The organism is Bradyrhizobium sp. ARR65, from assembly GCF_000472385.1.
In the GTDB taxonomy this organism is placed as follows: domain Bacteria; phylum Pseudomonadota; class Alphaproteobacteria; order Rhizobiales; family Xanthobacteraceae; genus Bradyrhizobium.
Genome location: NZ_AWZU01000086.1, coordinates 1 through 15679, shown reverse-complemented (window position 1 = coordinate 15679; position 15679 = coordinate 1). Strand labels below are relative to the sequence as shown.

Below are 15679 nucleotides of genomic sequence, written 5' to 3'. Positions count from 1 at the left end.
AAGAGCGCGAAGACCACAGGTGTAGGCGGAGAACACTCCGGCCTTCCCTGCGCAGTGGTTTTACGGCTTACTTCGAGCTCTCCTCGGTGAACCAGCTTGTTTGCCACCGTCGTCCGCGCGATGCGAAACGCATCACCTGCGAACTTAGCGCCTGCATGGGCGCGCCAGGACCACACGACTTCGCCGTCCGCGATTGGCGCCGCTCGTCAGTCAGCCCATTCGCGTCCACCGCATCCCGCCTCCATGCTCGTGACGATCGCGATCGCCCCTCTTCAATCGAGGCGGGACAGTATGGACAGTACACTCGATTTGGCTTCGGAAAAACAGAAATCTTTTTTCCGCGGGGGCTAGACAGGATTTCGCGCATCACGCCCGTCGGGCGAATCAATCGCGCGTTTGCCTTGTGCTGACGCGAATAAGATCCGGCCAGCATGACGACCTGAATTCCTGTCCGCTTCGATCCGATTTCACTCAGAACGAAATCGAAGGTCCGCTTGGCACGTTGAAGTGAGAGGGAGAGGTCCGCGATGAGCCGCATAGCCGACACGCACCGGCGACAGAACAGAGGCGATTGCTCCTGAGCCAACAACGCTTTGATCGACCTTCGCAAAACAACCTGAGAGGCGCGGATCTGCCAATTCACAATCTGTGTTGAACCAACGCAGCCATCTCAGAGACTTACAGTGGTCCGGGATTCTCCTCCGGACTCCACGGCACAGCAAGCATCCGTCGCTTCTTTTCGGCATCGTAGTCGGATCGCAAAAGGGGGTCCCCGATGATTATCACGCGACGTGCACTCACGATTGGCGGTTTGAGCCTACTCGCTGGCGCTTCTACGAGCGCTTCCAAAGCCGCATGGGGCGATTTCGATCTTGGCGAAGGACTTGAGGACTTCTGGCTGGCAACCGACGCCTACATCTATGGCTACCCACTCGTCACCCTGGAAATGACCCGCCGGGTTTTCACCAACGTTGCCAAGCCCGAGGGCACGCATGCGCCCATGGGGCAGTTGATTAGGCTGCGTGAATACCCGAACGCGTCCTATCGCGACGTGACCGCACCCAATGCCGATACGCTCTACACCACTGCGTTCTTCGAGGTCGACAAGGAGCCGTGGGTGCTGAGCATCCCCGATATGAAGGGGCGGTACTATCTTTTTCCGATGCTCGACGGGTGGACCAATGTGTTTCAGGTGCCGGGCAAACGCACGACTGGAACGGACGCTCAGACCTATGCCATCACCGGTCCAGGCTGGACGGGGACGCTGCCGCAGGGCATGCGGGAGTACAAGTCCCCCACCAACATCGTTTGGCTGCTCGGCCGCATCTACTGCACCGGCACGCCGGAAGATTACAAGGCCGTCCATGAACTGCAGGACCAGTGCAAGCTGGTGCCACTGAGCGCATATGGAAAGCCCTATGCGCCCCCGGAGGGTACGGTCGATCCGTCGATCGATATGAAAACGGCTGTGCGCGAGCAGGTGAACCGCATGGACGCGGTGGCCTATTTCACGCTGCTCGCACAACTCATGAAGACCAATCCGCCCGCCGTCGCCGACGCGCCGGCGCTTGCCAGGTTCGCCAGGATCGGGCTTGTCCCCGGCAAGGATTTTGACGCCAGCAAGCTCAACGCGGACTTCGCAAAGCACATCCCGGAAATCGCCTTTGACCGCATCATGCTTCAGTTCAAGGTCAATAAGGATGTGCAGCACATCAATGGCTGGAACTTCACCACCAAGACTGGCCTTTATGGCACGGATTACCTGATGCGGGCGCTCGTTACCGCGATCGGGCTGGGGGCGAACCGGCCGCAGGACGCTGTTTATCCGACCTCGCTCAAGGATGCCCACGATGACGCCTATGACGGGGCTAATAAATACGTGATCCATTTCGACAGGGGCCAGACCCCGCCGGTCGAGGGCTTCTGGTCGATCACCATGTACGATGCCCAGTATTTCTTCGTGGCAAATCCGATCAACCGCTATTCGATCAGTCCACGACAGAATCTGAAATCGAATCCGGACGGCTCGATCGACATTTTAGTCCAGAAAGACTCGCCGGGCGCGGACAAGGAATCGAATTGGCTGCCCGCACCGGCCGGCAAGTTCATCCTCATGCTGCGGATGTACTGGCCCAACGAAAACGACCCATCGATTCTCGACGGGACATGGACAATCCCTGAAGTGAAAAAGAAGGCAGGCGCGTGAGTGGACGACGCGGTCGCCGTCGCGGACAACTTTGAGAGGATCTGGCCGTACGACGACCGGGGTCGGCTCATCGGCGAGGACGTGTGGGAGCCCGATCCGGATAGGGCCGAAATCGTCAAGCTTGACCCGGCCGACGTGGTGACGACGGCGCAGGCTGCGGAGAAGCTCCAGCCGCTGATTCAGCCGCTGCCCTCGTTTGACGAGATGGTACTCGGCAAGGCGTCGGCAGCATAGGAACCGACCGCACCTCACGTTCGGTTCGATGTCCGGGTTTGGCCCTTTCGGCACCCCGACATGGTCGGCACAGGGCCAAATCGACGCGCATGACGCTGAGCGACCATGCGGCCTACGTGCGGCGTGCCGCGTCTTACCACCAGCGCTGTTGCATCGGTTGATAGTATTGGCCGGCGCGCGGGCGCATATTGCCAGGCTGGGAGTTCCAATTGCGCTGGAAGAAGAAGCTGAAGCCGTTGCCCCAATCATTGCCGCTCGCAACGGGAACGTCGACCGTAGGCCGGCGCATCAGGAAGCCGCCTTGTGGCTGATCGTTCAGCACCGCAACGAACTCGGTGCGATAGTTGGTCTCGCGGCTCAGCGGCTCGTCCGAGACGATGATCGAGGATCGCGGCAATGCAGTCGGCGCGATGCGATCGAGCACATCCTTGGGGATGGTGATGCGGTCGAGCGCGTCCTTGGCGTCCTCGGCGTTGTCGATCGTGACCACGGTCCAGCGCAGGCCCGCGTCGTTGCGCGCCATTGCCGTAAACACATGCGTGCCGATCGGCTTGTCGGGATTGCGGATCGTGACCGGAACCTCGATGCTCGCATCGAACACCTCGCCCCCGTCCGGCCACGGCTTATGCGTGTTGCGCCGCACGTAAAGCTTCTGTGTCGCGCGGCTGATGTAGACCGAGACCGGCTCGAGTGCGAGCTTCGCTTCGCTCGCAGCCTTGGCGGCGTCGGCCTTCTTGGTCTGGGCCACCTTGGCGGCGTCCTTTGCGGCGGCGGCGGCGTCGAGCTTCGACTTCGCGTCGGTCTTGGCGATGTCGAGCTGCGTCCCCGCATCCGCGGCTTTGGGGGCGGCCTTCTGCTTCAGCTCCTCGGCCCGCGCCTTGGCCTGGTCCGTCTTGGCGGCGGCGAGTGCCTTGTCGGCGAACGCGAGCTCGGCGTCGGCGCGGGTCTTGAGCCATTGCAGCTTGCGCAGCGACGCCGTGAGCGATGCCGCCTCGCGCGCCGCTGTTGCGGCGGCTTTCTTCGCCTCGTCGGCCGTTCTGGCGGCCTCGGCGGCCTCCCGGGCGAGCGTCTCGGCACGCTCCGGAGCAGCCGCGATGGCCTCCGCGCTCGGCACGAAGAGCGCGGGGTGGGAAAACGCGACCGGGGCCGCGTCGTTCGGCGAGATGATCACCCGCATCCCGATCCACGTCTTGTCGAACAGCTTCTCCGCAAAGTCGTAGGGCATCCGCACGCAGCCGTGCGAGGCAGCATACCCCGGCAGCGGCCCGCCGTGCAGCGCGATGCCGTTCCAGGTGATGCGCTGCATGTTCGGCATCCAGGCGTCGTCATAAAGGGTCGAGTGGTGGTCCTTGTCCTTCTCGATGACGGCGAAGACGCCGGCTGGCGTCTCGCGTCCTGTGGTGCCGGTCGACACCGGCGCGCGCAGGATCCAGCCGTCCGCGTCGTAGAAAGTGACCTGCTGGGACTTGATCGACACGATCGCCATGATCGGCTCGCCTGCCTCGCGCGGCGCCGTCGCCTCGATAGCTGGCGCGGGACGCGCCTGTCTCGCCGCAGCGGCGGCGGTCAACGCCGTCAGTGCCGCCATCGCCACGATCACCACAACGACGGGATGCCCCCAACGCCCCATCGCCCCGGTAGATTGCGCCGTCGCAAATCGATTTGCCATGCCATGCTCCGGTCGAAATGGCTGTCCGCACTTGCGTCGATTAAGATCGGCGACCAGCTCATTTGACTAAGGCCGGCACAGCTGGACCGATTCGATGTCAGCTTCTGGCTGCAGATTATGTCTGACTTGGGTCCGGAAAGCGCTGCAAAGTGGACATGGCTCAAGGCGGGTTGGCCAGTTTGTAGCTCGTAGGGGGATTAGATGGGGTAACGAGCCACCAACCAGCGCCGTAGCGAGCGGGCGGCTTGCTTGGCGGCCCGTTACCCCATCTAATGCGCCCTATGAGCCCTAATTTCCGGATTGGCTACCGCCAACGGACCAACCCATTTGACTCTTCAATTTAGAGAAGCACTCGTCGCATACCCACTCATAACGAGGGCCGTGTCGATAATCCGGACCAGTAGTGTAACCCTCGCGCTTGGAATATTGGATTCAAGCCGAGGACTTGAAGCAGTTCAACGCGGCAATCGTTGGCCCCATCGAAATCGCTCATAGCCTTCCTTAGCGCCGTAAAGCGGATCACCTTCGCCGTCATAATCGCCAAGATGGCGGGTTACGCCTTCGGCTCCAACCCGGCCTACGCCCTTCCCTGCTTGACCCGCAAAGCGTCGAGCAGTGCCTGGAATGCCCGGGCGTAGTCGCTGCCCGCCTTGCGCAGGTCGCGGCCCGAGCAGGCGATGGCAGCTTCGGTGACGGCGCCGAGCAGGAGCCGTGACAGCGGCTCGATGGGCTGCTGTGCGATCAGCCCGTCGTCCATCGCGCGCTTCAGCGCTGTCGCGAAGCGCCCGCCGAAATGCCGGTTGTCGATCTCGCGCCAGCGCTCCCAGCCGAGCACCGCCGGGCCATCGTGGAGCACGATCTGTCCTGTCGCGCCCTTCGCGCACGCCGTGAAATAGGCTTGCGTGCCCTTGGCCATCGCCGAGAGCGCGTCCTTCTCGCTGGCTGCGGCACGGTCGACCTCAGCAAGCAGGTCCTGCGAGGCCTGGTCGAAGACCGCTTCGAACAGCGCCTCCTTGGTCTCGAAATGGTGGTAGACGGCGCCCTTGGCGACATGCGCGCCGCCTGCGACGTCGTCGATCGTGGTTGCGGCAAAACCGCGCTCGCCGAACAGACGCTTCGCCGCCTTCAGGATTGCCGCCTGCGTCGCCTGACGCCGCTCCGACTGTGTTGCCATCGGCGCATTATCGCGAAACGAAGACTCTTTGCAATTGACTTTCCGACCCTCGGTCTGTAAATACAGACTTGTAGTCGGTAATTTGTGAGGCCCCCATGACCACTGCACCGGCGCGACCAATCTTCGCGAGCCTTGGGGCCGGGCTCTTCGCAGGCACCACCAACCTGATCGCCGCGGCTGCGATCTTCGGCGGCACGCTGACCCACGGCCTGCAGCTCATCGCCTCAGGCCTCCTTGGCGAATGGGCATTCAAGGGCGGCGCGCCAACGGCCGTGCTCGGCGCCAGCCTGCACGACGGCATCTCGATCACTGCCGCGGGCCTCTATTGTGCGCTGGTCCTTCGCCGCAACTGGTGGCGGGAACATTGGCTGCTCGGCGGTGCGCTGCTCGGCATCGTCAGCTATGTTGTGATGAACCTGATCGTCGTGCCGCTGTCGAACGCTCCGAACCCGGATTTTTCGCCCGTCATCGTTGCCAAAGAACTCGTGGCCCACACTGTGATGTTCGGCATCCCCATTGCCGGCATCATCACCGCGGTCCTGCGATCAGTCCCTCAGGCGGCGCATGATTCGCCGTCATGAATCGCTGGGATAATGGGTTGCGCCCTCGACGCCAACCCGCCCTATGGTCTGCGATCTCGACGGCAACCTGGTAGAAGGGGCTCGCTTCGCTTGATCGCGGGCGGCCACGTCTCGTCCGCCGTGCGAGGCTGCGAGGAACAGCTCGTCGACGGCAATTCATGCGAGCACACAACTCCGCCCCACCCCAAGCTGCTGTCGTCGCAGCCTGAGGTGAGGAGACGAAGATGGATGACGAGACCTGGCGCTATTGCGTCTTGATGGTCCCGTTGTCGTTGAAATTGTTCTTCGGATTGTACCCGGAGTCGTGCAGGTTTCGCAGATACATGGTGTAGTCGCTGTTACTCACACCGCCCATCGAGGCGGCGGCCGGAGGCGCACCCATGCCGGGCGCACCGATGGCGCCATAGGCACCCATCGCGCGGTGATGAGTCATCGCCGGGCGATAATGATGATGCGTCCGATACGCAGCCAAAGCAGCGGAAGTGGAGAGGGCGAGGATAGTAATAGCAAGAACGCTCTTGACCATAGTCAGCTCCTCTGACGTACCTGCCCCAAGGAGTAGGTGGATTGTAGCACAACCGGCACTCCCGCGATAGCTCGTTGGGACCGAGTAGCGACAGCGTCGTCAGCCGTCCTCCCTACACTCAACAAAAACGCGCTCAACGAAAAAAGGCCGCCCGCAATATGCCGGGCGGCCTCCGGGCTTAAAATAGATGCGGCGAAAAAATCTGTCTCAACCCCGGTGCGTTGATGTTAGCGACAGCATGAGCGCGCGAATGTTCGGTAGCGAACGTTCCAGCCCAAGAACCAAGTGGCTGTTGCATATCGGGCACACGGTAGCGATGCCATCTCACGCGCGGTCTTCACCTGCAATCATCTGCAATCAAAATTGAAGATCGTCATTGAGTTTGGGGACGAACAGAGCATCACGCATCTGCGGATCGCGGTGCGCTTCGATCGCTTTTGTCGTCGGCAGCGACCGCGATCAGCCATATCGCAAACCCCGCCAGAGCCAGGCCGCAGCCGACCCAGCCGGTCGATGTCCATCCGTAGCCGGCAGAGATGGCGAGGCCGCCGAGCCACGGGCCGAGCGCATTTGCGGTGTTGAAAGCCGAATGGTTGAGCGCGGCTGGGAGGGCTTGGGCTTTGCCGGATACATCCATCAGCCGCGTCTGCAGCACGCTCCCGAGAGCTCCGCTCAAGCCAATGAGAAATGCATCTGATGTCACGGTCCAGATGTTCAACGCTGCCCAGGGAAACAAGGCCAAGGCGGCGGAACTCCAGAGTAGCAATCCGCCCGCCGTTGGCATGATTGCGCGGTCGGCGAAACGCGGCACGACAATATTGCCGATGGTCAGGCCGGCTCCGAACGCCGACAATACCAGCGGTACGAAGGTGGGCGAAACGTGCGTCACTTCCATCAAGGTCGTTGCCGTGTAGGTGTAAACCGCAAACAAACCGCCAAAGCCGATGGCACCGATTGCGAGCGTGAGCCAGACCTGACCGCGCTTCAGCGCGTCCAGCTCGCGCAATGGGCTTGCCTCCGGAGCCGGTTGATTGTGGGGCGCGAACCAGGCAACCATCGAAAAGGCGGCGACGGCGAGCGCGGCGACGACACCGAAACTCCAACGCCAGCCGACCGCTTGTCCCAGCCAGTTCGCAAGCGGAACGCCGATCACGGTCGCCACCGTCAGGCCAAGAAACATCTTTCCGACGGCCTGAGTCCGCTTGTGGAAAGGCACCAGCGAAGCCGCCACCATGGCCGCGGTGCCAAAATAGGCACCGTGCGGGAAGCCGCTGAGGAAGCGAAACGCCAGCATCCAGTGATAGCTGGGCGCAAACGCGCTCAGCGCGTTGCCGGCGGCGAACATGGCCATGAGCAACAGCAGGACGTTGCGACGCGCCAGGCGCGCAGTCAGGACCGCGAGCACCGGCGCACCAATCACCACGCCCAACGCATACATGCTGATGACGTTTCCGGCGGTCGGCTCATCGATCCGCAGATCGGGCGCGAAATAAGGCAACAGGCTCATGGTTGCGAATTCGGTGGTACCGATCGCAAAGCCGCCCATGGCCAACGCGAACAGGACAAGGCCGATCCCACCCGGGGCGGCATTCTGCTTTTCCATATCTTTCTCGGGTTCTTGGATTGCCGGATTCGAGCGCACTTAAGGATCGATGAAGCGAATAGCTCGACCGGATGACGCCGGCGTGATCATAGACGGTCGCGGCCGGTGACTTGCACGAGAGACTGCTGAAACTTTAGGCGGTCGGTGTTCGTGAGTCCGATAGCGGATTCAGGTGGATGTTCACAGAGTGCGTGTCGCATGCACTCCATGCGTTCACACGGGTTGAGCACTCATCATTCATTGAAGCTTGAGACCTGACGGAGAGAGGCACCTACTACAAGCATCACATTGGATTCCGTGACATCGATCAGATAGCCACACATGCCGGAAAATCCAAATGATGTCTGCGTGATGTCCAGGCGCTTCTCGCGTGGCGAGCGGTGGTACGCTGCGCTTTGCCCACCTACATCGCCGAGCCCCTCACGCCGCCTTCTTCTTCTCCGCGAGATTGGCGAGCTGCCGCAAAATCTCCGTCGTCCCGTTAAGCCGCTCTTCCGGCGTTTCCCAGTTCTGGAAGAACACCACTTTCATGTCGGGCCGGACCTTGGCCGCCTGGCCATGCTGCTTGATGAAGGAGACGAGACGGTCGGGCTGGGCAAAGCTGTTGTCGCGGAAGCTGATGACGGCGCCCTTCGGCCCGGCATCGACCTTCTCGACATTGGCGCGGCGGCAATAGCCCTTGATCGCGGCGATCTTGAAGAGATAGCGCACCTCGTCGGGCAGCACGCCGAAGCGATCGCGCATTTCGGCGGCGAAATTCTCGATCTCCTCCTCGGTCTCGAGATCGGCGAGCCGCCGGTACAGCGACAGCCGCACCGGGAGATCGGAGACGTAGTCCTCCGGGATCAGCACGGGCATGCCGACCGTAATCTGCGGCGACCAGCGCTCGGCGACGGGCTCGGTAATGCCGGCCTTGAGGTTGACGATCGCCTCCTCCAGCATCTGTTGATACAGCTCGAAGCCGACTTCCTTGATGTGCCCGGACTGCTCCTCGCCGAGCAGATTGCCTGCACCGCGGATGTCGAGGTCATGGGAGGCGAGCTGGAAGCCGGCGCCCAGCGTCTCCAGCGACTGCAGCACGGTGAGACGCTTCTCGGCCTGGGCTGTGATCCTCTGCTGCGCCGGCAGCGTGAACAGCGCATAGGCGCGCAGCTTGGAGCGTCCCACCCGGCCGCGGAGCTGATAGAGCTGCGCGAGGCCGAACATGTCGGCGCGATGCACGATCAGCGTGTTGGCATTGGGAATGTCGAGGCCGGATTCCACAATCGTGGTGGAGAGCAGCACGTCATATTTGCCGTCATAGAAGGCGGAGATGATGTCTTCGATCACGCCCGGGGCCATCTGGCCGTGGGCGACCGCGACCTTCATCTCCGGCACGGTCTTGTCCAAGAACTCCTTCACACCAGCGAGATCCTCGATCCGCGGCACCACGTAGAAGGCCTGGCCGCCGCGATAGCGCTCGCGGAGCAGCGCTTCGCGGATCATCAGGGGATCATGGGGCGCTACGAAGGTGCGGACCGCCAGCCGATCGACGGGAGGCGAGGCAATGATCGAGAGCTCACGCACGCCAGTCAAAGCGAGCTGAAGCGTGCGCGGAATGGGAGTCGCGCTGAGCGTCAGCACATGCACTTCGGCGCGGAGCTGCTTCAGCCGCTCCTTGTGGCTGACGCCGAAATGCTGCTCCTCGTCGACGATCAAGAGGCCGAGATCGCGGAATTTGATGGTTTTTCCGAGCAGCGCATGGGTGCCGACCACGATATCGATCGACCCATCGGCAATCCCCTTCTTCACCTGGTTGAGCTCCTTGGTGGAGACCAGGCGCGAGGCCTGCGCCACCTTCACGGGGAAGCCGCGGAAGCGCTCGGTGAAGGTCTTGAAATGCTGGCGGGCGAGCAACGTCGTCGGCACCACGACCGCGACCTGCTTGCCGTCGAGCGCCACCGCAAAGGCCGCACGCAACGCCACCTCGGTCTTGCCGAAACCGACGTCGCCGCAGATCAGGCGGTCCATGGGACGGCCGATTTCGAGGTCTTTCAGCGTCGCCTGGATGGCGGTGAGCTGGTCCTCGGTCTCATCATAAGGGAAACGCGCGCAGAACTCGTCATAGAGCCCCGCCTGCACCGGCAGTTTCGGCGCTTCGTGCAGCATGCGCTCGGCGGCGATCTTGATCAGTTCGCCCGCGATCTCGCGAATGCGGTTCTTCAGCTTCGCCTTGCGTTGCTGCCACCCGGTGCCACCAAGCCGGTCCAGTTCGACACTGGCCTGGTCGGAGCCATAGCGCGACAACAGCTCGATATTCTCGACCGGCAGAAACAGTTTCGTATCCGCGGCGTAGTGCAGTTCGAGGCAGTCGTGCGGGGCGCCCGCGACCTCCAGCGTCTGCAGGCCGACGAAGCGGCCGATGCCGTGCTCGACATGGACGACCAGGTCGCCCGCGGCAAGGCTGGTGATCTCGGCGATGAAATTGTCGGCCTTGCGGCTCGCCTTGCGCGGCCGCACCAGACGATCGCCGAGGATATCTTCTTCGGTGATGAGCGCGACGTGCTCGGTCTCGAAGCCGCTTTCGAGGCCAAGCACAGCGAGCATGGTTTCGTTGCGCGGGGTGGCCTGCACCATGCGCCAGCTATTGACGCTGGTGACGTTAGCGAGCTTGTGATCGCGCAGCATGCTGCCCATGCGATCGCGCGAGCCCTCGCTCCACAGTGCGATCACGACCTTCTTGCGCTGTGTCTGCAGCGCCTGCACGTGAGCGACCACCGCCTCGAACACGTTGATCGTGGAATCGTTGCGCTCGGGCGCGAAGTCGCGGCCCTTGCGCGCGCCGGCATCGAACACGCCAGCGCCTTCCGGCACCGCGAACGGCGTGAACCGCGCCAGCGCCACCTCCTCCAACCGCCTGCCCCATTCGGCTTCGGTCAGGTAGAGCCGGTCCGGCGGCAACGGCTTATAGATCGCGCCGCCGCCCGGATGCTTCAGCGCCTCGCGCCGCGCATCGTAATAATCGGCGATTTGTTTGAAACGCTCGCGCACGGCGTCTTCGGCCTGCGGCTCGATCGTAACGGGCGCCTGCCCGAAATAATCGAACAGCGTTTCCATCTTCTCGTGGAACAGCGGCAGCCAGTGCTCCATGCCGGGATGGCGGCGGCCTTCGCTGACGGCCTCATAAAGCGCATCGTCGCGCTCGGGCGCGCCGAACTCGGCCGTGTAGGCCATGCGGAAGCGCCGGATGGTTTCGGTGACGAGCTGAAACTCAGAGATCGGCACCAGGTCGAGCGAGCGCATGTCCAAAAGCGTGCGCTGGGTCTCGGCATCGAAGGAGCGGATCGATTCCAGGCTGTCGCCGAAGAAGTCCAGGCGGACAGGCTGATCGAGGCCGGCCGGAAACAGGTCGAGGATGCCGCCGCGCACCGCATATTCGCCGGGCTCCCGCACGGTCGAGGCGCGCGTGTAACCGTTATGCTCGAGCCAGGCGACGATGGAATCCATCGGCACGACATGGCCGGGCGCGACCGACAGCGCCTGGGCTGCCACGATGTCGCGCGGCGGTACGCGCTGGACGATCGCATTGACGCTTGTGAGCAGGATCAGCGGCTTGTCGCTGCCGGTCAGCCGCGACAGCCGTGCCAGCGCGGTCATGCGCTGCGCCAGGATACCACCATGCGGGGAGACGCGGTCGTAAGGCTGGCAGTCCCAGGCCGGAAACTGCATCACCGGCAGATCGGGCGCAAAGAAGTCGAGCGCGCGGGCGAGCTGCTGCATGCGCGGCCCGTCACGGCAGATCACCGCGAGGCTGATCGCGGATTTCTTCGGCCGCGCGGCGATGGCGCGCGCGAGATCCGAGACGATCAGGCCTTCCGCACCTTCGGCGACGTTGGCAAGTGTCAGCACCTTACCCGGGTGCAGCCATTCGGCCGGCGACGTTGCGGTCTTTTTCATGCGTCCAGACCTGTCGCGCGAAACGCCTTGATGCGATCGAACAGCGCCCCTGCGTAGGCCGGTGCCGGTGGCTTCTCTCCGGTCAGTGCCGCATACAGATCGGGATCGGGGACCTCGATCAGCCGCTCCAGTTCCGTCACCTCGCCGTCCGAGAGGCTTGCAATCTCGGCATCGGCAAAACGCCCGAGAATGAGGTCCATCTCGCGCGTGCCACGGTGCCAGCAGCGAAACAACAGCCGCTTGCGGCGGTCATCGAGGCCGCCGCTCGATCGTGTCGATCCAGTCATCCCAAAATCCAGTCCAACGCCAAAAGCCCGGACGGGCCGGGCGCGGTTCATATAGCCATCGGGACGACGGATGTCAGCATCTATCGTTCCCTTAACTTATCAACCGCTCCGTCATTGCCGGACTTGACCGGGCGATCCATCGTCTCTTGAAGATGGATGCGCGGGAATCCAGGCCGAAGGCGCCCGCATGACGGATGAGTGGTACGAACGACCTTATGCGCCCTCCCCTGCTCAATCCGCTGTTTGCACCGGTCACGAGCCTTGCCGGCGTCGGGCCGAAGCAGGACAAGCTGCTGCGCTATCTGCTCGGGCGTGACGAGACGCCGAGACTGGTCGATCTGTTGCTGCATCTGCCGAGCAGCGTGATCGACCGCAGGGCGCGGCCCAAGGTCCGCGACGCGGTGCCGGGAACCGTGGTGACGCTGGAAATCACCGTCGACCGTCATCGCCCGCCGCCGCCGCGTAATTCGCGCGCGCCTTATCTCGTCTATGCCAGCGACGACACCGGCGATGTCGTCCTGACCTTTTTCCGCGCCAAGCCCGGCTATGTCGAAAAGCTGCTGCCGGTCGGCGCCAAGCGTTACGTCTCCGGCACGCTGCAGATGTATGACGGCATGGCGCAGATCGTGCATCCCGATCGTGTGGTCGACGAAGCGGCGTTCGCAAAGCTGTCGGGCATCGATCCCGTCTATCCCTTGACCGAAGGCCTCGCGCTCGGGGCGCTCCGGCGGGCGATCGCGCAGGCGCTGCAAAAGCTTCCCGATCTACCGGAATGGATCAGTCCTGAGGTCATCCGCCGCTGCCACTTCCCGCCGATTGAGGACGCGCTCACACGCGTGCACGTGCCGATCGAACTGACCGACGTGCTCCCCGACAGCCCATTCTGGTCGCGCCTTGCGTTCGACGAACTGCTCGCGGGTCAACTGGCGCTGGCTTTGGTGCGTGCGCAGTTGCGCCGGCCGGCCGGCAACCGCCACACCGGCGACGGGCATTTGCGCAAGAAGATCATCGATGCGCTGCCTTATGCGCTCACCACCTCGCAGCAGAAGGCGGTCGCGGCTATCGCGGAGGACCTCCGCCAGCCAGTGCGCATGCTCCGGCTTTTGCAGGGCGACGTCGGCTCCGGCAAAACCGTGGTGGCGCTGCTCGCGGCCGCAGCCGTCGTCGAAGCCGGCAAGCAGGCGGCCCTGATGGCGCCGACCGAGATCCTGGCGCGCCAGCACATCAAGACGATCGCGCCGCTGGCCGAGCGCGCAGGCCTGCGCGTTGCAATCCTCACCGGGCGCGAAAAGGGCAAGGAACGGCGCGAGATCCTGGCCCGGCTCGAGGCTGGCGAGATCGATTTTCTGGTCGGCACTCACGCGCTCATCCAGGATGACGTGGCCTTCAAGGCGCTGGCGCTTGCCGTGGTCGACGAGCAGCATCGATTTGGCGTGCGTGAGCGCCTTGCGCTGACTGAAAAAGGCGAAGCGGTCGACGTCCTGGTGCTGAGCGCAACGCCGATCCCGCGCACGCTGGTGCTGACCTATTTCGGCGACATGGACATCTCGGAGCTGCGTGAGAAGCCGGCGGGCCGCCAGCCGATCGATACCCGCGCGGTGCCTGACACCCGTCTCGACGAGGTCATCGAGGCGGTTGGCCGGGCGCTCTCCGCGGGCAAGCGCGTTTACTGGATCTGTCCGCTGGTCGAGGAATCCGAGACCGTCAATCTCACCGACGCGGAGGCGCGTTTCAAAAGCCTGCAGCAACGCTTTGGCGGCCAGGTCGGCCTCGTCCACGGCAAGATGCGAGGCGCCGATAAGGATCGCGTGATGGCGCAATTCGCCGCCGGCGAGATCGGACTCTTGGTGGCCACGACCGTCGTCGAGGTCGGCGTCGATGTTCCTGCCGCGACCATCATGGTGATCGAAAATGCCGAGCGTTTCGGGCTCGCGCAACTGCACCAGTTGCGCGGGCGGATCGGCCGCGGCTCGGAAGCGTCGACCTGTCTGCTGCTCTACCGCGAACCCTTAAGCGAAATGTCGAAGGCGCGGCTGAAGGTGATCCGCGAGACCACCGACGGCTTTCGGATCGCCGAGGAAGATTTGCGCCTGCGCGGCGAAGGCGACGTGTTAGGGGTGCGCCAAAGCGGCCTGCCCGGCTATCGCATCGCGCGCTCTGACGTGCATGCGCAACTCATCACGCAGGCGCGCGACGAGGCGCTGCGGATCATGAAGGAGAACCCGAAGCTGGCAGGCCCGCGCGGCGAGGCCCTGCGCTGCCTGCTTTATCTGTTCGAGCGCGACGAGGCGCTGCCGCTGATGGGCGCGGGATGATGTAGGCTGCTGTCATTCCGGGGCATCGCAGAGCGATGAACCCGGAATCGCGGGATTCCGGGTTCGACGCTTCGCATCGCCCCGGAATGACGTCGCGCCTTACTCCACCTTCTCCGGGGCCGGCTTCAGTGCCGAGGCACCGGCATTGGCGATGCGCGCGGCGTTCGCCATACCGGCGAGTGCGGCCACCTTCTTCTGCTGGTCGGAGCCGGGCTGGACCACGCCTGCGGACATGATCAGCGTCGCCGCTTCCTCGGCGCTCATCTCGACCTCGATGATTTTGCTTTTCGGCACGTAGAAGAAGAAGCCGGTGGTCGGGTTCGGTGAGCATGGCAGGAACACCGAGATGTGCTCCTCCTGCCCCGGCAGGCTGTTCGCCACATCGGCGCTTGGCGGCTGCGAGATCAAGACGATCGACCACATGCCGGGCGAGGGAAATTCGACCAGTCCGACGCGGCGGAAGCTGGAGCCCTTGCCGGAAAACAGCGTCTCGAACACCTGCTTCATGGCGCGATAGATCGCGCGCACCGCCGGAATGCGTCCCAGGATCCGCTCGCCAAGGTCGAGCAAGGTGCGCCCGATCAGGTTTGCGGTAAGAAAGCCGAGCAGCGTCAGCGCGACGACGGCTACGACCAACCCGGAACCGGGCACGCCGAACGGCAGATAGGTTTCCGGTCGGTAGGCGATCGGCACGAAGGGCCGCACCAGACCGTCGACCCAGGTCACGAACCACCAGGTCAGGTACAGCGTGATCGCGACAGGACCTGTAACGACAAGGCCGGTCAGGAAATAGTTCCGCAATCGGCCCATCACGCCGGTGTGGGGGGTCTCCGGCGGCGGCTCGGCCGGAGACTCTGTCGGAGGCAAATCGTCGCGGGAGGTCATTCGGGTTCCAGATCAGTCGCGGACTCTTCAGCTATGCTCTTCTAGCAGTTTTTTGAAGACCACAGCCGCCCCGACTTTCGCCCTCCCGCCTATTCGACCGTCACCGATTTCGCAAGATTGCGCGGCTGATCGACGTCAGTGCCCATCACGACCGCGGTATGATAGGCCAAGAGCTGCACCGGAATGGCATAGACCATGGGCGTAAACGTCGCCGCCATGTCCGGCATGACGATGGTGACGAGCGAATCCACGGTCGCCTCGGA

Annotated in this window: 11 protein-coding genes; 4 read left to right on the top strand and 7 right to left on the bottom strand. The window is 63.3% G+C overall.

What is annotated here, in order from left to right:
* The first annotated feature begins 775 nt into the window (after window positions 1-775).
* On the top strand, window positions 776-2206 hold the full coding sequence (locus F758_RS0141220) for a DUF1254 domain-containing protein (protein ID WP_024513268.1): 1431 nt from the start codon (window positions 776-778) through the stop codon (window positions 2204-2206).
* A complete protein-coding gene (locus F758_RS0141215) occupies window positions 2207-2440 on the top strand; it encodes a hypothetical protein (RefSeq protein ID WP_024513267.1) in 234 nt (77 codons plus the stop codon). It abuts the gene before it with no gap.
* A gap of 133 nt (window positions 2441-2573) precedes the next feature.
* On the opposite strand, the gene F758_RS0141210 is transcribed toward F758_RS0141215, so the two are convergent.
* Entirely contained in the window at window positions 2574-4109 is a 1536-nt protein-coding gene (locus F758_RS0141210; protein ID WP_024513266.1) for a L,D-transpeptidase, read from the bottom strand.
* Window positions 4110-4686: 577 nt separating this feature from the next.
* A complete protein-coding gene (locus F758_RS0141205) occupies window positions 4687-5283 on the bottom strand; it encodes a TetR/AcrR family transcriptional regulator (RefSeq protein ID WP_024513265.1) in 597 nt (198 codons plus the stop codon).
* 95 nt (window positions 5284-5378) lie between these two features.
* Here F758_RS0141205 and F758_RS0141200 point away from each other — a divergent pair, with 95 nt between their 5' ends.
* Window positions 5379-5864, top strand: a complete 486-nt coding sequence (locus F758_RS0141200) for a hypothetical protein (RefSeq protein ID WP_024513264.1) — start codon at window positions 5379-5381, stop codon at window positions 5862-5864.
* A gap of 244 nt (window positions 5865-6108) precedes the next feature.
* On the opposite strand, the gene F758_RS50500 is transcribed toward F758_RS0141200, so the two are convergent.
* The 4 genes from F758_RS50500 to F758_RS0141180 all read right to left on the bottom strand — a co-directional run bounded on the left by F758_RS50500 (window position 6109) and on the right by F758_RS0141180 (window position 12216).
* Window positions 6109-6390 carry a hypothetical protein gene (locus F758_RS50500; RefSeq protein ID WP_157450477.1) on the bottom strand — a complete coding sequence of 94 codons (282 nt, stop codon included), beginning with the start codon at window positions 6388-6390 and terminating at the stop codon, window positions 6109-6111.
* Window positions 6391-6790: 400 nt separating this feature from the next.
* A complete protein-coding gene (locus tag F758_RS0141190) occupies window positions 6791-7993 on the bottom strand; it encodes an MFS transporter (protein ID WP_024513263.1) in 1203 nt (400 codons plus the stop codon).
* Between the two features lie 420 nt (window positions 7994-8413).
* Window positions 8414-11929, bottom strand: coding sequence for a transcription-repair coupling factor (mfd, locus tag F758_RS0141185; RefSeq protein ID WP_024513262.1), 3516 nt, complete (start codon window positions 11927-11929; stop codon window positions 8414-8416).
* Window positions 11926-12216, bottom strand: a complete 291-nt coding sequence (locus F758_RS0141180; RefSeq protein WP_024513261.1) for an FAD assembly factor SdhE — start codon at window positions 12214-12216, stop codon at window positions 11926-11928. The genes mfd and F758_RS0141180 overlap by 4 nt, the downstream gene beginning before the upstream one ends.
* Before the next feature lie 215 nt (window positions 12217-12431).
* On the opposite strand from F758_RS0141180, the gene recG reads away from it, so the two are divergent.
* On the top strand, window positions 12432-14531 hold the full coding sequence (recG, locus tag F758_RS0141175; protein ID WP_024513260.1) for an ATP-dependent DNA helicase RecG: 2100 nt from the start codon (window positions 12432-12434) through the stop codon (window positions 14529-14531).
* Between the two features lie 99 nt (window positions 14532-14630).
* Here recG and F758_RS0141170 read toward each other — a convergent pair whose 3' ends face one another.
* The gene (locus F758_RS0141170) at window positions 14631-15416 is read right to left on the bottom strand and encodes a DUF502 domain-containing protein (RefSeq protein WP_024513259.1); all 786 of its coding nucleotides are present in this window, start codon (window positions 15414-15416) and stop codon (window positions 14631-14633) included.
* Window positions 15417-15679 lie beyond the last annotated feature (263 nt).